Below are 21,252 nucleotides of genomic sequence, written 5' to 3' on the forward strand. Positions count from 1 at the left end.
GACCGATGAAAGCAGATACACATCCAGACTATCACATCATCGATGTCAAAATGACCGATGGCACAATCATTCAGATGAAATCCACATGGGGCAAGGAAGGCGACCAGCTGTCGCTTGACATCGACCCATCGGCACACCCGGCCTGGACAGGCGGGTCGTCACGCCTGCTCGACACCGGCGGTCGCGTGTCCAAATTCAAGAACAAATACGCGGGTCTCGGCTTCTAGTCCGACTCACTATTTTGATTTTCCAGAGGTCGCGCCTTCCGGTGCGGCCTCTTTTTTGTGCACAATCGGAACTTTCGCCAAGCCTGTAAATGGGTTTGGAAACAGCAAGTTACACAACCCACACAAGATCGTATCTTTAAACTTCTTGCCAGAGTGGCGCTATTTTGGCACCATTTGGGTGTCGCACCATATTTAGCGGCATCTATTTTTTGTGTTTAACAAAGTCAATTTTAAAGGAATACCAGCATGTCCCAACATGATGAGGAAGATTGCTGCTGTGGGGGTCTGTTAACCAGCAACGACGTCCGAACCGGCATAATCTCAGGCGATACTTTCAAAAACAAAACGGTGCAATATGCGGCAGTCGATGGGCTTGCCGTGTTTGAAGGGTGCATTGTGCTTGGCACAGTGGAGGAAGTCGAAGAGCGCACCGCGGCGGCCAAGGCTGCCCTGGATGCGGGCGATGATCCGGATGAGATTGCACATGGTGTCGTGATCACGGGGGCCAATCGACGCTGGCCGGGTGCCCTGATGCCCTATGAAATCGATCCAGCCCTGCCCGCCACCAACGTGCAGCGGGTCAATGACGCCATCGCGCATTGGAAACAGAACACCGGCATGCGCTTTGTGCTGCGCACCAATTCAAACAAAGCGCAATATCCCAATTACGTTCGGTTTCGCCCTGCAACCGGCTGTTGGAGCCAGGTCGGCATGCGCGGCGGTAAGCAGGAAATCGGCCTTGCCGGTGGCTGCGGGTTTGGTGCGACTGTTCATGAAATTGGCCATGCGTTCGGGCTTTGGCATGAACAGAGCCGGGAAGACCGCGATACCAAAGTCAAGATCAACTGGCAGAACATCACGAGCGGCAAAGAGCACAATTTCAACCAGCACATTGCAGATGGGGATGATGTGGGGCCTTATGACTACGGTTCCATCATGCACTATGGCCGCTATGCTTTTTCCAAGAACGGGCAGCCGACCATTGAATCGATCCCGCCGGGCAAGACCCTAGGTCAACGCACCGGGCTGAGTGCTGGCGATATTGCCGCCATCCAAAGCATCTATCAGCTCTGGGAAACCGTTGATGTTGCGCGGGTCTATGCGACGTCGGGCACGAAAAACTGCTGGGTCATGCCGCAGGGTCAGGGGTGGATTCGCATTGATCCGGACACCACCGATGGCTGTAGCAATGTTTTCGACATTTGCTGTTCTGCAATGGCGTTCGGCAAAAAGCTGTCCCTTTTCAAAGACGGCGACAAAGTCTACCGCGCTCAACTTTTATAATTTCTTTTCAGTATCATTTTTATCAGGAGAATTTCTCATGTGGCATAATAACAAAACCGTTTCACGCACCTATACCTCAAAAGACTCGCAGAACTGTCATGCGATCATCAGCGGCATTTCCGGCTGGCAAAAGATCAAGACAGGCAGCAGCGATGGTGTCTCGAATGTCTTTCATGCCCTGAACGCTGCCCGTGCTGGCGCCAAGAAGGTGGATGTCTATATCATCAACAACCAGATTGAACGCGTGGTAATGCGCTGAGCGCGATTGGAGAAAGATGATGTCAAATTCAATTACCGTGACCGTCCAGATGGATGGCGGCACAAGCGCATCGCAAAGTTTCGCGATGGATGATGGGACCGGCGCGCCGCCTCCGCCCATGGACATGGGCGAAGACGCCAATGTCGCAGCAAGGGGGGACGCGCCGCCGCCCGTGGCGGATGAACATGCGGCGTCCGCAAGTGCCTCAGGCGATGATGCCCCTCCCCCCGGTTTTGAGGACGCGCCGGACGAGAACGCAGCGCAAGAACCCGGCGATGAGGGTGACAGCCCCCCTCCTCCCGACGTATAAGATACGAGAGCCCGGCACATTCAGGCGCCGGGTTCTTTTTTGCCTGCAACACAATCGGAGCGAAATGACATGATACGCGGCGTTGTGAAGTTTGAAAATCCGGGTGCCCTGCCCAGCGGTCAGAACATCAGGTTGACCGTTCAGGACACATCTCGCGTTGGTGCGGATGCCATTCGCATTACCGAAACCCAAGTCAGCATCCCTGAAGGTTTTGATGCCACCACGGACGCCTTGCCGTTCGAGATCGATGTAGCGGGCAACATCGAAAATTACACCGTCAGCGCGCATCTGGCGCGCCATTCCGGCGATGACATCCGTCTTGGTGACATGATCACGACAGGTGCCATTCCGCTATCGGGCGCAGGCGATATTGAGGTGATGCTAAAGCAGGTCAACTAGCGCTCGCGACACGCACCCAAATCCCTTTGAAATTTGAACGCTAGGGCCTGTTTCAAGCCCGTTCGCGCCTTTCCAAAGCGCGTTTCCGCTCATATAGTGCCGCCAATAAGGCCATTTGTAAGCGGCCGGGGTAAAGGATCAGGCAAATGGCGCATATTATCGTTGTGGGGAACGAAAAAGGCGGTGCCGGAAAGTCGACCGTCTCCATGCATGTGGCCACCGCTCTGGCGCGCATGGGCCACAAGGTCAGCGCACTGGATCTGGACCTGCGTCAACGCACCTTTGGACGTTATACCGAAAATCGCGCATCATTTCTGGCGAAAGCAGGCCTCTCGCTTGCCAGCCCGAACACGCATGATCTGCCCGAAATCGCCCCTGAAACGTTGAAAGAGGGCGAGAATATCTATGATCACAGGCTATCCGCGGCGGTTGCTGAGCTTGAGCCGGAAAATGACTTTATCCTGATAGATTGCCCCGGCTCCCACACGCGGCTCAGTCAGGTGGCACATAGTCTGGCCGACACGCTCATCACACCTCTCAATGACAGCTTTGTGGATTTCGATCTTCTGGCGCGCACGGATTCGACGGGTGATAAAATACTGGGCCCGTCGGTGTATTCTGAAATGGTCTGGAACGCGCGGCAGTTGCGCGCTCAGGCGGGGTTGTCCCCGATAGACTGGATCGTGGTGCGCAACCGCATGGGCGCGCAGCGCATGGTCAACAAGGAAAAGATGGAACGCGCCATCGCCAACCTGTCCAAACGCATCGGGTTTCGGATCGCGCCCGGCTTTTCCGAACGCGTCGTTTTTCGCGAACTCTTCCCGCGCGGCCTTACCCTGCTGGACCTGAAGGACATTGGCGTCAAACAGCTGAACATTTCGAATGTCGCCGCCCGTCAGGAATTACGCGACCTTATGAAGGCGCTGAATCTGCCCGGTGTTTCTGTTGATTTCTAAGCATTGCGATGTTTGACACCAAAAGGGCGCCAATGACGATGGCGCCCCCTGCGATGGCATAGCGGCCGGGGTTCTCTCCGACCACCGCCCAGGCCAGCAAGGGGGCCAAAGCGCTTTCCAACAGAACGAGCAGACCCACCTCGGCTGAGGTGATATAGCGTGGACCAATTGCCAGCAGAACCGAACTGCCCAAAATAAAACCGCCATGACACAAGACCAGCGAAACCTGATCGGGGGGTACGGAAAAGGGGGCGGCAAACGGCAGCAAAACAAGTGCTGCCGCGACATAGCCCATCGCCACACTCGGCACCATCGAGACATGTTTGACCCGTCGTGCGGCGGTAAGGGCCGCTGCAAAAAGCGCTGAAACCGCGAGCGCCAAGGCATCCCCGGCGAGGCTTGCATTCTCCGTTTCGCCAGACCCGAAAGCAATCACCGCAAGCCCCACCAAAACCGACGCCATCGTCAGGAGCATCCGCAAACTGATGGGTTCCGCCAGAAACACCCGGCTGTAAATCGCCGCGAAAATAGGGAGAGAGGCAATGATAAACACAACATTCGCCACAGAGGTCAGCGCAACGGCCTGTATGAAAAGCACACCACTCGCCCCCACGCCCGCCATATGGATCAACCCATAGCGCCCGGTTTTCAAAACCGCCCTGAACGGGGCTGTCCCGTGCAGCGCCAATATGCCCAGCCCCAGAAAAAAACCTGCCAAAAACAGGCGCCAGAACGCAATAGTGAGGGCACCGGCATCAATCAAGCGCACAAAAAGCGCATCCGGCACGACCAGCAAGACACCCGCTGTCGTTACGATCAGGCCTTTGGCACTGTCTTTCATGTGACGCCAATTCTCGCTTGTTCCCCGCCGCACCATCAAAGGCCAACAGGGACACAGGTCAACCGTCCGCGCCTGTAGCTTATCGCATTTTAGGCAAGTACTTGTGCGAGTTGCTCTACCTTACTACCTATGCGTTTGTCGCGGCATGTGGGCTCACAGCGCAATACGGCGCAGATCTGTAGTTCGGGCGAAACGGAAGGCGCAGAAACTGAATGCACCCCTCTCGATAATACTGAAAATGCGCGTTCTACCGCATATTATCGGGTTACAGCAGTGGAAGCGGCGGGTCACGATGCCTATGTCCAACACAACTGTCTAGAAAACCAACAGAACAAGCAGCCGAAAGCAGGGGTCATTTATGAGCACAATTCTTATGGACCTGCTGTTCTGGATCGTCGTTTTTGTTGTTTTCGTCTACGGCTTCAAATGGCTGCAGCGTCGCAAAAAAGGCAAGCAGACAGACCAAAGCAACACAGATCACTGAACAAGACTACGGCGTGCATTTAAAACACACGGGCGTCGATTTTAACGCGCACGGCGGTCAGGCTTTGGCATATCGCCCGCTCGGCTCTTTTCATGACAAAGCGTCTGGCGCATAAATGCTGCAGATAGCGGCACCGAACCGGCCACCTTTCCGCGCGCACAAAAGACATAGGAACCACAATGTCCAAAGCATTCGCCTCTCAGGCAGACCTCAGCGAAAAGAAGATCAGCTTTACCGAAGTCGGCCGCGACCTTTGGGCGTTTACCGCGGAAGGTGATCCGAATTCCGGCGTGATCATCGGCGATGACAGCGTAATGATTATCGAGGCACAAGCCACCCCGCGCCTTGCCCATAAGGTGATCGAAAAGGTGCGCGAGGTCACGGACAAGCCGATCACGCATCTGGTGCTGACCCATTACCATGCGGTCCGGGTTCTCGGCGCCTCTGCGTTTGAGGCCCCGCAAATCATCATGTCGGAAAAAGCCCGCGCCATGGTCGCAGAGCGCGGGAAAGAAGACTGGGACAGCGAATTCCAGCGCTTTCCACGCCTTTTTGAAGGGCACGAGAGCATTCCGGGCCTTACATGGCCGACCACCACATTCAATGACCGCATGTCCGTCTATCTTGGCAATCGCCGGGTGGATATCATGCAGCTTGGGCGCGCGCATACGGCGGGTGACGCGGTTATTTATGTGCCGGATGAAAACGTCATGTTTACGGGCGATATCGTGGAATACCAATCGGCCTGCTATTGCGGTGACGGGCATTTTCATGATTGGCCCGGAACGCTGGAGGCCATCCGAAATTTCGACCTGGAGGCCATTGCCCCCGGTCGTGGCGCAGCACTTGCAGGGCGCGATATGGTCAATGCGGCACTGGACAGCACCAAGGATTTTGTCCGCTCGACCTACAGGCCGGCGGCCCGCGTTGCCCTGCGCGGAGGCAGCCTCAAGGAAGCATGGGACGCGGTGCGCGCGGAATGCGACCCCAAGTTCGCAGACTATGCGATCTATGAACACTGCCTGCCGTTCAATGTCGCGCGCGCCTATGACGAAGCGCTCGACATCGACACGCCGCGCATCTGGACCGACAAACGCGATCTGGAAATGTGGGAGCAACTACACGGCTGATAGAAATAAGGAACCACGATGCGTGACGTGACCGCAGAAATCCAAGACTTGTTTGACCGATATCTTTCAGCCTGGAATGCAAGGGACTTTCATGCCGTGGCCGATTGCTATGCCGAACCCAGCCTGTTTATTCTGCCACATGCCACTGTGCCGATTGCTGACAAGGATGCTTTGGTCGCCCTGTTGGGAACGATTTTTGACGGGCTGGATGCCGAGGGTTTCAGCCATACCGAAATCGGAGCGCTCACCGCACGGGCTTGTGGCGAAAACCTCGCTGTTGTGGATGCCACAGATGTAAGGCGCCTGCGCAAAGACGGCTCGGTGCTGGAAATCATCGACGGGCACTATATTGCGCGACAGGTTGTCGGCATATGGTGTTTCACCGTCGCCACCGCCTGCGCGCCGGGCTGGAAAGGACAGCGAGATGAGCAAGTTTGATCCGCCCAGATCAGAGCTGATATTCCGCCTATGGGTGTCCATTGCCGGGTTGGCCATGCTGGTCGGTGCCGTGGTATATCGCGGATGGCCAAGCGGCATCGCCATGTTCGAAGTCATCGCGATTGCGGGTGCCTTTTTCGGCGGCACGTTGATCTGGACGATCCGCAAACTGCGAAAACAGGAAGACACGGATGGCGTATGACTATGCGCCCTTTCCCTATGTCGCCCCGCCGGGCCTGAACGCCGCCGAAGCGCGCCACCCCGTGGTGATCATCGGCGCGGGGCCGGTCGGGCTGGCACTGGCCATTGATCTGGCATTGCGCGGCGTGAAATCGGTGGTGCTGGATGATAACAATGTCGTCTCACTCGGCTCGCGCGCGATTTGCTGGTCCAAGCGCACACTTGAGATTTTCGACCGCCTCGGCGTCGGGGATCGCATGTTGGAAAAAGGCGTGACCTGGAAAGTGGGGCGCCAGTTTCACCGTGACACGGAAATCTACGCCTTTGATTTGCTGCCGGAGCAGGGGCACAAGTATCCCGCCTTCATCAATTTGCAGCAATACTACGTTGAGGAATATCTGGTTGAGCGCGCTCAGGATTTTCCCGATCTGATTGATCTGCGATTTCTCAACAAGGTTGTCGATCACACGGACCATGAAGATTATATGACCCTGACCATTCAGACGCCCAATGGCCCCTACAGGCTCGAAGCCGAATGGCTGGTGGCCTGTGACGGTGCAGGCTCCGCAACGCGCCAGCGCATGAACCTCGCCTTTGAGGGTGAGACATTCGAGGAAAATTTTCTGATCGTGGATGTGGAAATGGCCACCAGCCCCTTTGGCACCCACGACACACCGGAGCGGTGGTTCTGGTTTTCCCCGCCTTTTCACAACGGCCAATCCGCCTTGCTGCATAAACAACCCGACAATATCTACCGGATTGATCTGCAACTGGGCCCGGACACGGACCCTCACACCGAAGCGACCAAAGAACGGGTTATTCCGCGCATCAAAGCCATCATCGGCGACGCGCCCTTTCGTCTGGACTGGCAAAGCGTGTATCGGTTTCGCTGCGCTAGGCTTGAGCGTTTCGTTCATAATCGGACGGTTTTTGCCGGGGACAGCGCGCATGTGGTCAGCCCCTTCGGCGCACGGGGCGGCAATGGGGGCATTCAGGATGTGGACAATCTGGGTTGGAAACTTGCCGCTGTCTGCGCGGGCAAAGCACCGGCAAACCTGATCGACAGCTACGATGCGGAGCGTGGGATGGCCTGCGACGAGAATATCCTCAACTCGGCCCGTGCGACAAATTTCATGACACCCAAAAGCCCTATGGAAACGCTGTTTCGTGATGAGGTGCTTTCGCTTGCCGCACAGCATCCCTTTGCGCGCGCATTGATCAATTCCGGACGCCTTTCCTTGCCCTTTGTCCTGTCGCAAAGCGCATTGCACAGCAGTGGCGACAGCCATTTGCCCATCGGCAGCCCCGTGCTCGATGCACCCGTTTCAAGCCCAGATGGCACCGGCTGGCTGATCGACAAAATCCCGTCTGACTTCTGCCTTTTGCATGTCGGGCCAGTACCAATCCCCGCAGTCTGCGACCTGCCACGTATCGGTGTGGGGCACCAAAGCGACTATACCTGTTTCGAGGATCCAACAGGTCTGCTGAAACAGCGATACGGCACGGACGACACTTATCTGCTGCGCCCAGACGGTCACATCTGTGCGGCTTTCAGAACCGTTTCAGAGCAGGCTGTAGCAAAGGCGATGAATAAAGCGCTGGGGAATTCTGCATGACGATCAAACCCAACCCGAACTTCCCTGCAGATGATTTTTACGCCGCTTTGCTTGAGGCCCACAAAGGGTTAAGCGATACGCAGAGCCATGCGTTGAATGCGCGACTGGTGCTTATTTTCGCCAATGAGATCGGCGATCTGGAACGGCTGAACGAAATTCTGAACAAAGCCTCTCCAGAGGCATAATTGTCAGCTACACAGTGCCCGAACCTCAAACCCAGGCCGGGCACGGACCGACACAATGATCAGCGTTGAGGTCGGCAAGACAGGGGTTTGCAACGATAACCGATCCCTCTGGCCTTGCATTCATCCTTGCGCGGAATGTGGATTTTTGACAGCCTCCCGTCACATCTTCAGGCACAGATTTGCAATCTTTCAGGGCCGCCCGATGTTTTCCTTTGATCAGGACAGTAGGTAATGCCAAGCAAAATCTTGAGGCCCGGGCGACAGGCACTTCTGGGCGACACAACATGACTGTGTTGCGTGATATCCTCGTGCCGCTGTCCATGGTGCACGCGCCCGGCAGATTTGGCGGTCGCACAGAAGGCGATTGCCTGCGGGGCGATCTGATTGTCAAAAATGGCAGAGCTGTTGGTTTGACCACAGTTGCGCACTCACAAACCCCGCGCATCCTGATCCCCGCTTTGGTGGAGGCCCATTGCCATCTGGATAAGTGTCACAGCATCAACCGTATGCAAGGTATCGGCGGCGACCTTGCCGCTGCCATCGCAGCACAGGCAGTTGATAAACAGCATTGGACTGCGCCCGACTTACGGCACCGTATGGGACGTGGACTGCACGAATTGGATGCCGCCGGGTGCACGCTGGTACGCAGCCATATTGATTGGGGTACGGATGCAGCACCGCCGCTGGCGTGGTCCGTGCTGCAAGAAGTCTCGCGTGATTTTCCGGCAATGACAATCCAGATGGCAGCACTCACCAGTATCTCGCAACTGGCGGATCGCGACTTTTGTTTTGCTGTGGCACATCACATTGCAAAGCACAGCGCCGGCGTCCTTGGAGCCTTTATTTTGGATCACGACCAGAGTGATGTGAGCGAGGGCCTTACGAACGTATTTGCAGCCGCAAATCACTTTGGCCTCGCTTTGGATTTCCATGTTGATGAAGGTCTAGGGCCCTACAATGGGCTTGAAGCGATATGTGACGCTGCATGGGCAAGCGGCTTTGAAGGGCCAATTCTATGCGGGCATGCGGTCAGCCTGATCGACCATGATGCCCCGACGCGGGATCGGATATTCGACAAGCTGTTGCGTGCAAAGATCGCAATCTGCGCGTTGCCGACGACCAACCTGTACCTGCAGGGCCGCCGCGATGGCACGCCAAACCAGCGCGGTCTGACCTGCCTGCGTGAGTTGCACGACGCAGGCGTGCCAATCGTCATCGCCTCGGATAATGTGGCTGATGCCTTTTGCCCGGTTGGCCAGCACGACCCGCGCGCGGCCTTGCATCTGGCATGTCTGGCCGCACATCTTGACCCGCCCATGGGCGACTGGCTTGCCTCAATCACATTGAACCCGGCGCGTGCATTGGGTCACGACCCGGCCTATGTAGACGTGACACCCATCGACCAACTGCGCCTTTGCAACGCTTCAAGTACCGCCGAAATGGTGGCCACGCGCAACGCATTGTTACCACTGCGCGCGACGCAGAAGGCACCAAACCTGTGACCTCGACGTCTGGAACACCGAACATCGCGTGGAGAGCTATGACCGCCCACAGGTGACCGAAGAGGTGATGGCCACTTATCTCGCCGTTATCCTCGACCTGCATTTTCACCGCGTCGTCGCTGGTCAGTGCGCAATCGCGTAACGCGCACCACCCGACTGGAAAAACCCCATCATCTTCGAACGGAAAATGGCCTAAACGAGCGCTCGGAGCGGCCTTAAAATGCGACCGAACCACGTAGCTTCTTAAGATTGGCCGCAACGCACGTACCAGCATGTCGCAAGAAGATTGCAGTGCGACGCGGATAGCAGAAAGAACGTCGTTGTTGCTGCGGCTTAGCGACAGTTTCAATTCATGGTACTGAATTGCCGGTTCATTGTACGCGGGTCAATCGGCGGCCCCGCATCGTCCAGAGTAACAGGATATGAGCGTGGCGGAGACACAATTGGACCTTTATGCGGCACGGTAACCCGAAGATGGGCTTGACGCCACGCGTGAAGGTGTTTGACTAGGCCCACGTCGCCCGTTCGGCGGCGAAAGAAAAGCAGATCAACTGCATCACTCTGCCGAATGAAACATCGGCAACTGCACGCCACTCGCGCGTGTTCCAACAGAGAGGAAGAACATGACATTTTTCACAAGCACCGGCAAACCATTGCCGCGGTCCGTACTGGACTCTGCTGCGAAGTCCGGAAACGACGCCGTGAGCCGCCGCGAATTTTTGGCGCTGGCGAGCGCTTTCGGTGCTACATCCGCGACCGCCTATGCGATGCTTGGCCTGAGCGCGCCCAAGGCGCATGCTGCCGCACATACGATGGGTGGCACAGTCCGCATTCAGCAAGAAGTCCGCGCGTTAAAAGACCCACGCACCTATGACTGGAGCCAGATCGCAAACTTCAGCCGTGGCTGGCTTGAGTATCTCGTTCACTACGAAAACGATGGCACCTTTACAGGCAAGCTGCTCGAAAGCTGGGAGATCAACGACGACGCGACTGTTTACACCCTGAACGTACGACAGGGCGTCAAATGGAACGACGGCAGCGATTTCACTGCGGAAGACGTGGCACGCAATATCATCGGATGGTGCGACAAAAGCCTCGAGGGCAATTCCATGGCTGGCCGCTTTGCAACCCTGATTGACCCAAATACGGAAAAGGCCATCGACGGCGCAGTCGAGGTCGTGGACAGCCACACCGTGCGCCTCAATCTGCCAACAGCGGACATCTCGCTGATCCCCGGCATGGCCGACTATCCTGCGGCGATTATTCCGGAGGGTTTTTCCGCGGAAACGATGCTCGACAATCCGATTGGTACCGGGCCTTACCTGCCTGAATCGCTGGAAGTCGGCGTGAAAGCCGTGCTTGTGCGCAACGAAGGTCACACGTGGTGGAACGCAGGCAATGGTGCCTGGCTGGACCGGGTTGAGTATATCGACTACGGCACAGATCCCTCCGCGTTCGTGGCGGCGGCAGAGGCCGAAGAGATCGACATGACCTATTCTATTGAAGGTGATTTCATTGACGTCTTTGACACTCTGGATGGCTGGCAAAACAACGCAGTTGTGACAGGTGCGACGATCGTGATCCGTCCCAACCAATTGGCCGAGGTCGACGGCATCAAGCCCTACGAGGACAAACGCGTCCGTCAGGCCATTTCGATGGCCGTCGACAACGCAATTCTGCTTGAACTGGGCGCCGCAGGTCGTGGTGAAGTTGCCGAAAATCACCACGTTGGCCCGATGCACCCGGAATATGCCGAATTGCCCCCGCGCAAATATGATCCGGCCGCAGCCAAAGCCCTGATGGACGAGGCGGGCATGGGAGATTTCGAGCATGAACTGTTCTCGATCGACGATGCCTGGCGCAAGGATACAACAGACGCCGTTGCAGCCCAGCTGCGCGATGCCGGTATCAGTGTGAAGCGGACAATCCTGCCCGGTTCGACATTCTGGAACGACTGGACGAAGTATCCGTTCTCCTCGACCAACTGGAACCACCGGCCCCTTGGCGTCCAGATTTGGGCACTTGCATATCGGTCCGGAGAGGCATGGAACGAATTCGGCTGGGCGAACGATGAATTTGACGCCATCCTGACTAAGGCACTTGCCACACCCGATCTGGAAGCCCGCCGCGCTCTCATGATGAAGGGTCAGGCGATCGTTCAGGACGAAGGTGTAACGATCCAGCCCTATTGGCGGTCGCTTTATAACCACACCAGAGAAGGTCTGGTGGGCGGCGAGCACCACATCTCTTTCGAAATCCGCCCAGAACAAATGGCCTGGACGTAAACCAAACCTTTAACTACGGGGGGCCGCGCCACAGGCGTGGCCCCTTTCCTATTGATCGCGTGAAGGCGCAGGAGATGTGCAACAGGCTCAATCGCAAGCTGGCGGACACTCGGTACGCGCGCGCCCCTGATGAACCCATCCGGGACTGAAACCTAGGCCGCCGAAATCATGAGCCTGACAGGCATGGGCGCAGAGTTCCCCGACAGATTCGCTGCAATTGCCCGTCTTCCAATTGCCGTTTTAAAGCGTCTGACGAAATAACTGGAACACCATGTACCACGTAACGCGTTGAAATCTCTGATTTCAGGCAGCGTCGCGTGATTCAGGTTTTTCGCATGACGCTTTAAGCTTCTGGCGTTGCGGTTGATCATTGTCATCGAACTGGCCGCCGTTCTCTAGCTTCGGGCCGGTGCCGCCGCCTTGGTCATGGCGTTTTCCGGCCTCACCGCACCCGAAACTGCGCGCCCATCGACCATATGGGGTTCGACTGCTTTTGCCACGATCTACGCGCATGGTACGCGGATCTAAGCGGTCCGAAGACCCTAAGCGTATTTTGCGCCGCAGTTGTCCTATTTCATTGCGTGCTTTGCGATGAGCCGTGCCTCACTGACGAGGGAGACCATATCCGCCACATTCAGCCCCAACACCTTACTATCCGTCGGGCAGCGGGATAAATGCGTATCCACCATATCACACAAACGCCATGCAGCGCGCGGTTGCAGCATCAGCACCTTGAGGCGCGCATTGGCGAGTTGAATGAGGGCCAGCACCATGTCACGTTCGGGGCTTGGATCTTTAGTCTGGATCCAGACCGCCTCCAACACTTCATGGGACTCCCAGAAATACCCGGCGTCATAATACAGCCGCCCGGCAATAAATGCGGGCGTCTTGTGCAACTCCCCTACCGGAACATGCGGCGTGACCGAGCGCTTGATCGGGTCGAACCAGTCGTCGTGATGCCGCGGACTGAAACCCGGTACATAGACATGCGGTGGCATCGGAATGTCGTGAGAGGAATTAAGCACGGCATTGCTCCAAATTAGGCAGGTTAGACACAGGGGTTAAGGTGGCTCCGCAGAAAATACGCATTTTAAGCTGGCACCGACGGGTCTGGCACTCAGGCCCGTCAGTACCATAACGGCGCATATTCGTTTGCTGGCCGCAAGATTACGCGCCACGATTGCCTCTTGCCTTGCCTCCCAGCGGCAAGTGGCCGTCATATCTGTGACACGCGTAACCGTATGCAACTCGAATCCCTCCCAAGACCCTGCAAACGCCACCGGGAGCATCCTGCACTAACTGTCGCCCATCGCAAGTTGTTCCGGCAACAATTCCACAGTCATCTCCCTTTTTGGGCGAACTATTACACTTTAAACGGGAATTAGAAACAGCGTAATCGCTGGAAACGCGACCAGCACCGCAACCCGCACGATATCAGAGCCGACAAAGAACAATACGGCTTTGTATGTTTGTGTAATCGGCGTCTCACGATCCATCGCATTTATGATGAAAAGGTTCATGCCAACAGGCGGCGTGATCAGGCCCACTTCAACCACAATCAAAACGAGGATACCGAACCAGATGGCCACATGTTCCGGCGACATCCCAAAATCCATCGCCGAGATCACAGGGAAAAAGATCGGAACGGTCAGCAGGATCATCGACAGGCTGTCCATCAGGCAGCCGAATACAAGATAAAACAGCAGGATGATCGACAGGACAAACCACGGGCTATAGTCCTGCGCCAGCACCCAGTCTGCCATGAACTGCGGCACGCCGGAGAGCGCCAGAAATCCATTATAAAAACTGGCTCCCAACACGATGAAAAAGATCATCGCGGTCGTGCGGCCCGTCCCCAAGAGACATTCCTTGAACGTCTGCCAAGTCAGGCTGCGCGACACCACGGCAATCAGCCCTGTACCTGCCGCACCGATCGCGGCCCCCTCGGTTGGGGTAAACCAGCCCAGATATATGCCCCCGACGACCACGCCAAAAATGGCCAGCACAGGCCATGTCGCCCCCAAAGCGCGCCACCGATCGCCCATGGGCACAGGCGCGCGCGTGCCGGCTGCATCGGGGTAAAGGCGCACATATAGTGAGATGGTGAGCATATACCCCAGCGCCGCAAGAATGCCGGGAATGAACGCCGCAAGAAACAGCTTTGCGATGTTCTGCTCGGTGATGATCGCATAGATCACCAGAATAACTGACGGTGGGATCAGAATGCCAAGCGTCCCGCCAGCAGCAAGGGTCGCCGTGGAAAACCCGCCGGAATAGCCGTAGCGGCGCAATTCGGGCAAGGCGACCTTGGACATTGTGGCCGCCGTCGCCAAAGACGATCCGCAAATCGCACCAAAGCCCGCGCAAGCCCCAACCGCCGCCATGGCAACACCGCCCCGCCGATGGCCCAGAAAGCTTTCCGCCGCCTTGAAAAGGGCCTTGGACAGACCCGAAAGCGTTGCAAACTGCCCCATCAGCAAAAACAGCGGGATGATCGTCAGGGAGTAATTCGAAAAGGTGGTATAGGTCTCGGATTTGAGCTTTGCAAGCAACGGCACCGGGTTGCCATTCATCGCGTAATACCATCCGCCAAACCCGCAGAGCAACATCGCCAGCCCAATCGGCGCGCGCAAAAACACCATGCCCAGCAGCACCAGAAAAGACCAAAAGCCAAGCTCGAGCCTGTCCATCTGGGCAAAGGGTAAAAGGTCAAGCAACGTTGTCATGAAGGGTTATGCCTGCGGCAACAGGCTGCGGCCCGTCACGCTTTCGTACACACGCATGATCGCACAATAGACCGCCACGATGCAGGTTACGACTGAGGCGGCAAAGCTGGCCGCATAGGCCCACCACAGGGGAAATTGCAAAAACAGCGTCGTTTCACCATTGCCGTAGTACCTTTGCAGCCCGCCAAAAAGCTGCACGCTGATCAGGATCAGGCATGCGGTCAGAATAACCTCCCAGAACGCCATCACATAGCGCGTCACGGCCTGCGGCAGGTTTGACGTGAACACATCGACGGTGGCGTGGCCGCTGTACAGCTGACAGATCGGAAAGAACGAAAATATCGCAAAGGCGACCCCGGCCTCCAGCAACTCGTAACTGCCTTTGACTTCCCCCACACCAAGGTCGAGCAAAGTACGAGAAAACGCGCCCAAGGCACGGGATGCAAAATCCGTATGCAAGAAATCGCCAAGCGACCGGCCAACAATCGACACTGTGGTCAACATGATCAGCGCCACCAGAACAAAGCCCCCGATGATCGCGGTGCTCCGGGCGAGCAGTTTCACAGCCTGATGCATCATGATCTGCCCCACCGGGGGCGTTTTGGGGCGGGCATGTTCACAATCACGTAAAAGGGGTTATTCGGTGTATTGATCAATCAGCATCCGCGCCTCGTCGATCAACGCCTGACCATCAATGCCCTTTTCGGACATTTCCGCGACCCACTCGTCATAGATGGGTGCCGCAACATCGCGCCATGCCTGTGCCTCATCTGCGGTCAGGGTCACAATTGTGTTGCCCCGGTCCGCTGCAAGTTGGCGCGCGGGTGCGTCATTGTCTTCCATGAGACCGCCCGCAAAGACCGAGAATTCCAGCCCGGAATTATCATCAATGATCTGACGCAAATCATCCGGCAGGCTGTCATAGCGGTCTTTATTCATGGCCAGCACAAAGGTCAGAACATACAGCGCGTTGCCGGTGAATTCGGTGTGATTGTCCACCAGTTCAGGGATTTTCAGGGCTGTGGTCACTTCCCAAGGGATTGTGGTGCCGTCGATGACACCTTTGGACAGCCCCTCAGGTACCGCAGGCACGGGCATGCCCACCGGCGCGGCCCCGACCTTTTCCAGCAGGGAATTCACAAGCCGCGAGCCACCGCGGATTTTCATCCCTTCCATATCGGCGGGCGTGCGCACTTCTCTGTTGGAATGGATGATGCCCGGCCCGTGAACCCATGTCCCCAGGATTTCCACGTCCTGAAAATCCGTGTCCTTCATATGGGTTTCGAACATTTCCCAATAGGCACGGGACGCCGCACGGGCGTTGGTCATCATGAAGGGCAGTTCAAACACTTCGGTCTGCGGAAACCGGCCCGGCGTATAGCCCACGACCGTCCAGACCACATCGGCAACACCATCAATCGCCTGATCCATCAATTCCGGTGGACGACCGCCAAGCTGCATGGATGGAAAGCGGTCGATCTTGATCCGGCCCTCGCTTGCCTCTTCGACGTTATCCGCCCAGACATCGAGGATCAGCTTAGGCACATTGGCCTGCGGTGGCAAAAACTGATGCAGGGTCAGTGTCACTTCCTGAGCCGATGCAGCACCACCAACGCCCAAGGATAAAGCGGCGGCTGCGACCAAGTTCAAAAACCGCTTACGTGAAATCATCATATCTGTTCTCCCCCCGAGCAACTGTTTGGCATGGTCACGCAACTGGCCTGACCGCCTGCTTAAAACGCTAAGGCAGATGGAAAAGCTTGTCACCCATGTTTGTGAACTCATCGGCCGGTCCGGCCTCAAAGAGGGTAAGCGAAAAAGTGGAATGGTGGCGTTACCTGGACTTGAACCAGGGACCTAACGATTATGAGTCGTTCGCTCTAACCAACTGAGCTATAACGCCATCGAAGCGTCAGTTATTCCAGCCCGCTCTGACCGTCAAGGCACAATCCGCGTTTACTGCCCGCGAACCGCGTCAATCATGCGCTGCACATTATCCGGGTCTGCATCCGGCGTGATGCCGTGACCGAGGTTAAAGATATGCGGCCCGCCTGAAAACGCCTTTACGATCGCGCGCGTCTCATCAATCAGGGCCTGCCCGCCCGTCACCATATGGCTCGACGCCAGATTACCCTGCACGCAACCATCGACCTGCACATTAGCCGCCGCCCAGTCCGCGCTGACCGAATTATCGAGGGCGACGCAATCCACGCCAGTGGCTTTTGCGAATCCGATGTAGCCATCCCCTGCCTCACGCGGGAAGCCAATGACCGGAGTATCCGGATGGCGCGCCTTGATCGCGGCGGTGATCTCGCGCGCAGGTTCCAACGCGTATTTCTGGAAATCCGCGCCCTTCAGCGACCCGGCCCAACTGTCAAAAATCTTGACCACCTCTGCCCCGGCCTCAATCTGTTTGGACAGATATTCGATGGTGCCCTGTGTGATCCGCGCCAGAAGTGCCTCGAACAATTCCCGGTTTTCGTCTTTCAGCGCATGCGCAGGTGCCTGATCGGGCGTGCCGCGCCCGGCAATCATATAGGTCGCCACCGTCCAGGGTGCCCCGGCAAAACCGATCAGCGTCGTTTCCTGTGGCAGCTCCTGGCGCAGAATACGCACGGTTTCGTAGATCGGGTTCAGAACCGCGTCGATCTCGCCCACCGGCTTGAGCTTGTCAAAATCCGCCTGTGTTGTGATGGTGGACAACCTCGGCCCCTCGCCCGTGACAAACCACAAATCCGCCCCCAAAGCTTGCGGCAACAGCAGGATGTCGGCAAACAGAATGGCCGCATCGAACCCGTAGCGCCGGATCGGCTGCAACGTCACCTCGGCGGCCAATTCCGGATTGTAACACAGCGACAGGAAATCACCGGCCTGCGCGCGCGTCGCTTTGTATTCGGGCAGATATCGCCCTGCCTGACGCATCATCCAGATTGGAGGGGTGGGAAGTGTTTCGCCTGCCAAAGAGCGCAGGATGGTTTTTGCCGCAGCCATGATCGTCCTCTTCGTAACTCAAAACGTTGGTCTTCGTCTCAGCCGGTATTGTCAAGTCACAGACGGGTTGTCAGGATAAATTGACGCGCTTAAAGAGGTGATCATGACAGTAAAGCTTCCTTCCCCCGACTCGCCCCTCAAAATCGGCACCCGTGGCTCGCCCTTGGCGATGGCTCAGGCGTTTGAAACCCGTGCGCGCCTGATGCAAGCCTTTGATTTACCTGAGGATGCCTTCTCCATCGTTGTGATCAAAGTCACCGGTGACATGATTCAGGATCGCGCGCTGAAAGACATCGGTGGCAAGGGCCTTTTCACCCGTGAAATCGAAGAAGATCTGCTGTCAGAAAAAATTGACATCGCGGTGCATTCGATGAAGGACATGCCGACACTGCAACCGGACGGGCTGGTCCTTGACACCTATCTGCCGCGCGAGGATGTGCGTGATGCGTTTGTATCCCCCACACTGAGCGGTATCGCTGATCTGGCGCAGGGCGCGGTGGTTGGCACCTCAAGTCTGCGGCGCAAGGCACAGCTGCTCAACCGTCGCCCGGACCTGAATGTGGTCGAATTTCGCGGCAATGTGCAGACGCGGCTGAAAAAGCTGGCCGATGGGGTGGCGGAATGTACCTTTCTGGCCTCTGCTGGCCTGAACCGGCTGAAAATGGACGAGGTGCCAGCAACGCCGATTGAGGCGGATGAAATGCTGCCTGCCGTTGCACAGGGGGCCATTGGCATCGAACGCCGGATGGCGGATCAAAACACCGCTGATTTACTAAGCGCAATCCATCACATTGAAACCGGCCAGCGTCTGACGGCGGAGCGGAGCTTCCTGCTGACGCTCGACGGGTCATGTGAAACGCCCATCGCGGGCTTGGCTGAACTTGATGGTGATCAGCTGCGGCTGCGCGGTGAAGTGCTGCGGCCAGACGGATCGGAGTCTCTGGCGGGCGAACGCAGCGGCCCAATTGCGGACGGCGCAGAAATGGGGCGCATACTTGCGCAGGAACTTCTGGACCGTGCCGGGCCCAAGTTTTTCGAGTGGCATTGAGAACAAAACCTTCGGCACGCAGGTCTCGACCGCATTCCATTTTGCCACAAAGCGATATGTAGTATTTGATTTTTCTCAAGAGGTTGCGCATGCTACGCATCTCTGCGGGCAATGCCGTCCGCCGTTTTCTATAAAAAGACCCTTAGCTAAAAACGATCAGGATACTTCATGATTTACTCATCTTTCGGACAACATACGCGCTCACTCATCTCCTCCAGATTCTGCGCAACGGCGATCGCCGCTGGCATTGCGTTATGTGCGTCCAGTGCCGTTCATGCACAAACGTTCATGACCCAAGGTGAACTTTTGGCCACGATACCAGGAAGCCAAATGTCCGGTGTATCAAATCAGGATAACAAAACGCCTTGGGTCCAAGCCTATAGCAAGGCAACCCAAAAGAAGACCGGTAAATACAACGGTATCTGGGGTGGCAAGGACAAATACACCGGCGAATTCTTTGTGAAAGGCGACCAGTGGTGCGAAAAAGGCGACTGGGGGCAAAAGTGCTGGAGCGTAGAACGCGTCAGCGCAAAAGAACTGCGCATCTACGATAATGGAAAGCCCAAAAAGAACACATGGATGCTGAAATAGCGCGTCGCCTGCCGACCCGCTAAATCCACTTCGCCAAAGGCGGCAGGCTCATCAGCACGGCGTTTGCGTCGTGGCCTGTCTCCAGACCGAACTTGGTGCCGCGATCATAGACGAGGTTGTATTCGGCATAGAGCCCGCGATGCACCAGTTGCGCGTCTTTGTCTGCCTCGGTCCAGTCCTGCGCCCGGCGCTTGCGCACCAATGGCACATAAGCGGGTAGGAACGCGCGCCCGATATCCTGCGTCAGGGAGAAATCCTGTTCCCAATCGTTCGTGCAGTGATCATCCATAAAAATCCCGCCCACGCCGCGTGCCCGATTGCGATGCGGGATATAGAAATACTCATCCGCCCAGTCTTTTAGCCGCGGGTAGAAGTCTGTTCCATGTGGGTCCAGTTTTTCCTGTTGCTGGGCGTGAAAATGGGCGGTGTCCTCGTCGTATTCGATGCAAGGGTTCAGATCGGACCCGCCACCGAACCACCACGCATGCGGCGTCCAGAACATCCGCGTGTTCATATGAACCGCAGGCACATGCGGGTTTTGCATATGGGCGACAAGGCTGATCCCGGAGGCCCAGAACCGCGGGTCATCCTTCATGCCCGGAATGCCCTTACGCGCCGCCATCGCGGATTGCGCGCGGGTGCCGAGGGTGCCGTAGACGGTGGAAATATTCACACCCACCTTCTCGAACACACGACCGCCGCGCATCACGCTCATCAAACCACCACCGGCGTCAGAGCCATCATCGCTCTGGCGTTTGGTCTCGCTGACATCAAAAACGGCCGCCTCTCCATCGCTGAGCGGACCATGCGCGTGATCGCTCTCGAGCTCTTCAAAAGCTGCCACGATCTGATCGCGTAATTCACGGAACCACGCGGAGGCGCGTGTTTTTTCTGTATCAAAGTCTGTGGTCATGGTGCAGCCTAATGTGTCAGTTTGTCCTGACACTATCTCTAAACTGCTTTGCCGCGCTAATCCAAGCGCAATTGTCAGTGCGCCGGCGCCGCAACAGCATCCAGCAGACTACGCCCGCCGTCGACCGTCATGATTTCCCCGGTCATGAAGCTGGAACTCTCCGCCGCAAGAAACTGAACGGCATCTGACAACTCGGCCGGACCCGCAATACGTGCCAGCGGTGTTTGGCTGCGAATTTCATCGCGCCACTCACTATGCTCACTCATTGATGTCTTAAGCGATGCACTCATCACCGAACCAAAGGCGATGGCGTTCACGCGAATACGCTCAGGCGCCAGAACAAGCGCCATGGAGCGGGTCATCTGTTCAAGTGCGGCAGAGGCGATCGAATAGCCCATCAACTCCGGGCGCGTGGTGCGCGCGGTGATCGAACTCAGGTTGATGATCGATCCACATTGACCTTCTGGCTGGTCAACCCCCTGCTTAATCATCCTTTTCGCAACTTGCTGTGTCAGATGCAGAGCCGTCATCAGGTTTTGCTCCAGCAAAACGGAAACCGATGTGTCCTCAAAGTCCAAGGCATTCGTTTCAAGCACCTGCCGCGACGCATTAACCAGAATATCGACCCGGTCAAAACTATCAATCGTTGCCGAAACCAAATTGGCGATTGTCAGCCTCTGGCGCAAATCACCGCCAAAATAGCGCAGATTGCCATCTTCGGACAAATCACCCCACTCTTCGGCCAGCCTCTTTTCGTCGATGTCGGCACACATCACATTCGCGCCGCGATCCGCAAATTGCCGGGCGATCGCCAAGCCGATGCCGTTCGCCGCGCCGGTTACAATCGCCGTTTTGCCACTAATGGAAAAAGACATGAGTCTCCTTTC

24 protein-coding genes and 1 tRNA gene are annotated in these 21,252 nt (G+C 56.7%); 16 read left to right on the forward strand and 9 right to left on the reverse strand.

Going from position 1 to position 21,252, the window contains the following annotated elements:
* Positions 1–5 precede the first annotated feature (5 nt).
* From rpmE to RLO149_RS16930, 6 genes are all read left to right on the forward strand, one after another.
* A complete protein-coding gene (gene rpmE / locus RLO149_RS16905; protein WP_013963310.1) occupies positions 6–227 on the forward strand; it encodes a 50S ribosomal protein L31 in 222 nt (73 codons plus the stop codon).
* Positions 228–473: 246 nt separating this feature from the next.
* The gene (gene legP / locus RLO149_RS16910; protein ID WP_013963311.1) at positions 474–1,511 is read left to right on the forward strand and encodes a Dot/Icm T4SS effector Zinc-dependent metalloprotease LegP; all 1,038 of its coding nucleotides are present in this window, start codon (positions 474–476) and stop codon (positions 1,509–1,511) included.
* A gap of 37 nt (positions 1,512–1,548) precedes the next feature.
* On the forward strand, positions 1,549–1,770 hold the full coding sequence (locus tag RLO149_RS16915) for a hypothetical protein (protein WP_013963312.1): 222 nt from the start codon (positions 1,549–1,551) through the stop codon (positions 1,768–1,770).
* 19 nt (positions 1,771–1,789) lie between these two features.
* Positions 1,790–2,080 carry a hypothetical protein gene (locus RLO149_RS16920; protein ID WP_013963313.1) on the forward strand — a complete coding sequence of 97 codons (291 nt, stop codon included), beginning with the start codon at positions 1,790–1,792 and terminating at the stop codon, positions 2,078–2,080.
* 69 nt (positions 2,081–2,149) lie between these two features.
* On the forward strand, positions 2,150–2,479 hold the full coding sequence (locus RLO149_RS16925; protein WP_013963314.1) for a YbaY family lipoprotein: 330 nt from the start codon (positions 2,150–2,152) through the stop codon (positions 2,477–2,479).
* 146 nt (positions 2,480–2,625) lie between these two features.
* Positions 2,626–3,435, forward strand: a complete 810-nt coding sequence (locus RLO149_RS16930) for a division plane positioning ATPase MipZ (RefSeq protein WP_013963315.1) — start codon at positions 2,626–2,628, stop codon at positions 3,433–3,435.
* On the opposite strand, the gene RLO149_RS16935 is transcribed toward RLO149_RS16930, so the two are convergent.
* On the reverse strand, positions 3,392–4,276 hold the full coding sequence (locus RLO149_RS16935; protein WP_044025405.1) for a DMT family transporter: 885 nt from the start codon (positions 4,274–4,276) through the stop codon (positions 3,392–3,394). The two genes, RLO149_RS16930 and RLO149_RS16935, sit on opposite strands and share 44 nt — an antisense overlap.
* Positions 4,277–4,634: 358 nt before the next feature.
* On the opposite strand from RLO149_RS16935, the gene RLO149_RS24370 reads away from it, so the two are divergent.
* From RLO149_RS24370 to RLO149_RS16970, 8 genes are all read left to right on the forward strand, one after another.
* Positions 4,635–4,760: a hypothetical protein gene (locus RLO149_RS24370; protein ID WP_259650569.1), complete on the forward strand. Its 126-nt coding sequence runs from the start codon at positions 4,635–4,637 to the stop codon at positions 4,758–4,760.
* A 179-nt stretch (positions 4,761–4,939) separates the two neighbouring features.
* Positions 4,940–5,890, forward strand: a complete 951-nt coding sequence (locus RLO149_RS16940; protein ID WP_013963318.1) for an MBL fold metallo-hydrolase — start codon at positions 4,940–4,942, stop codon at positions 5,888–5,890.
* Between the two features lie 18 nt (positions 5,891–5,908).
* A complete protein-coding gene (locus tag RLO149_RS16945; protein WP_013963319.1) occupies positions 5,909–6,328 on the forward strand; it encodes a DUF6841 family protein in 420 nt (139 codons plus the stop codon).
* The gene (locus RLO149_RS16950) at positions 6,315–6,530 is read left to right on the forward strand and encodes a hypothetical protein (protein WP_044025406.1); all 216 of its coding nucleotides are present in this window, start codon (positions 6,315–6,317) and stop codon (positions 6,528–6,530) included. The genes RLO149_RS16945 and RLO149_RS16950 overlap by 14 nt, the downstream gene beginning before the upstream one ends.
* Entirely contained in the window at positions 6,520–8,124 is a 1,605-nt protein-coding gene (locus RLO149_RS16955) for an FAD-dependent oxidoreductase (protein WP_013963320.1), read from the forward strand. Before RLO149_RS16950 ends, RLO149_RS16955 begins: the two co-directional genes overlap by 11 nt.
* Positions 8,121–8,309, forward strand: coding sequence for a DUF2783 domain-containing protein (locus RLO149_RS16960; RefSeq protein ID WP_013963321.1), 189 nt, complete (start codon positions 8,121–8,123; stop codon positions 8,307–8,309). The genes RLO149_RS16955 and RLO149_RS16960 overlap by 4 nt, the downstream gene beginning before the upstream one ends.
* A 284-nt stretch (positions 8,310–8,593) precedes the next feature.
* Positions 8,594–9,811: an amidohydrolase family protein gene (locus RLO149_RS16965; RefSeq protein ID WP_013963322.1), complete on the forward strand. Its 1,218-nt coding sequence runs from the start codon at positions 8,594–8,596 to the stop codon at positions 9,809–9,811.
* A gap of 623 nt (positions 9,812–10,434) precedes the next feature.
* On the forward strand, positions 10,435–12,096 hold the full coding sequence (locus tag RLO149_RS16970) for an ABC transporter substrate-binding protein (RefSeq protein ID WP_013963323.1): 1,662 nt from the start codon (positions 10,435–10,437) through the stop codon (positions 12,094–12,096).
* A gap of 569 nt (positions 12,097–12,665) precedes the next feature.
* Here RLO149_RS16970 and RLO149_RS16975 read toward each other — a convergent pair.
* From RLO149_RS16975 to hemE, 6 genes are all read right to left on the reverse strand, one after another.
* Complete coding sequence (locus RLO149_RS16975; protein ID WP_013963325.1) at positions 12,666–13,121, reverse strand: DUF309 domain-containing protein; 456 nt, start codon at positions 13,119–13,121, stop codon at positions 12,666–12,668.
* Positions 13,122–13,466: 345 nt separating this feature from the next.
* Entirely contained in the window at positions 13,467–14,786 is a 1,320-nt protein-coding gene (locus RLO149_RS16980; RefSeq protein WP_044025715.1) for a TRAP transporter large permease, read from the reverse strand.
* Between the two features lie 42 nt (positions 14,787–14,828).
* Positions 14,829–15,401, reverse strand: coding sequence for a TRAP transporter small permease (locus RLO149_RS16985; protein WP_013963327.1), 573 nt, complete (start codon positions 15,399–15,401; stop codon positions 14,829–14,831).
* Between the two features lie 57 nt (positions 15,402–15,458).
* Positions 15,459–16,493, reverse strand: coding sequence for a TRAP transporter substrate-binding protein (locus RLO149_RS16990; RefSeq protein ID WP_044025717.1), 1,035 nt, complete (start codon positions 16,491–16,493; stop codon positions 15,459–15,461).
* Positions 16,494–16,648: 155 nt separating this feature from the next.
* Positions 16,649–16,725 (reverse strand) — tRNA-Met (locus RLO149_RS16995).
* Positions 16,726–16,778: 53 nt separating this feature from the next.
* Positions 16,779–17,813, reverse strand: a complete 1,035-nt coding sequence (gene hemE, locus RLO149_RS17000; RefSeq protein ID WP_013963329.1) for a uroporphyrinogen decarboxylase — start codon at positions 17,811–17,813, stop codon at positions 16,779–16,781.
* Between the two features lie 103 nt (positions 17,814–17,916).
* On the opposite strand from hemE, the gene hemC reads away from it, so the two are divergent.
* Together hemC and RLO149_RS23820 are read left to right on the forward strand one after the other, a co-directional pair.
* Complete coding sequence (gene hemC / locus RLO149_RS17005; RefSeq protein WP_013963330.1) at positions 17,917–18,861, forward strand: hydroxymethylbilane synthase; 945 nt, start codon at positions 17,917–17,919, stop codon at positions 18,859–18,861.
* A 168-nt stretch (positions 18,862–19,029) separates the two neighbouring features.
* Entirely contained in the window at positions 19,030–19,452 is a 423-nt protein-coding gene (locus RLO149_RS23820) for a hypothetical protein (protein ID WP_013963331.1), read from the forward strand.
* A gap of 19 nt (positions 19,453–19,471) precedes the next feature.
* Here RLO149_RS23820 and hemF read toward each other — a convergent pair whose 3' ends face one another.
* Positions 19,472–20,365 carry an oxygen-dependent coproporphyrinogen oxidase gene (hemF, locus tag RLO149_RS17015; protein ID WP_013963332.1) on the reverse strand — a complete coding sequence of 298 codons (894 nt, stop codon included), beginning with the start codon at positions 20,363–20,365 and terminating at the stop codon, positions 19,472–19,474.
* Between the two features lie 74 nt (positions 20,366–20,439).
* On the reverse strand, positions 20,440–21,240 hold the full coding sequence (locus RLO149_RS17020) for an SDR family NAD(P)-dependent oxidoreductase (protein ID WP_013963333.1): 801 nt from the start codon (positions 21,238–21,240) through the stop codon (positions 20,440–20,442).
* Positions 21,241–21,252: the final 12 nt, after the last annotated feature.

It is taken from the genome of Roseobacter litoralis Och 149, assembly GCF_000154785.2.
Taxonomy (GTDB): domain Bacteria; phylum Pseudomonadota; class Alphaproteobacteria; order Rhodobacterales; family Rhodobacteraceae; genus Roseobacter; species Roseobacter litoralis.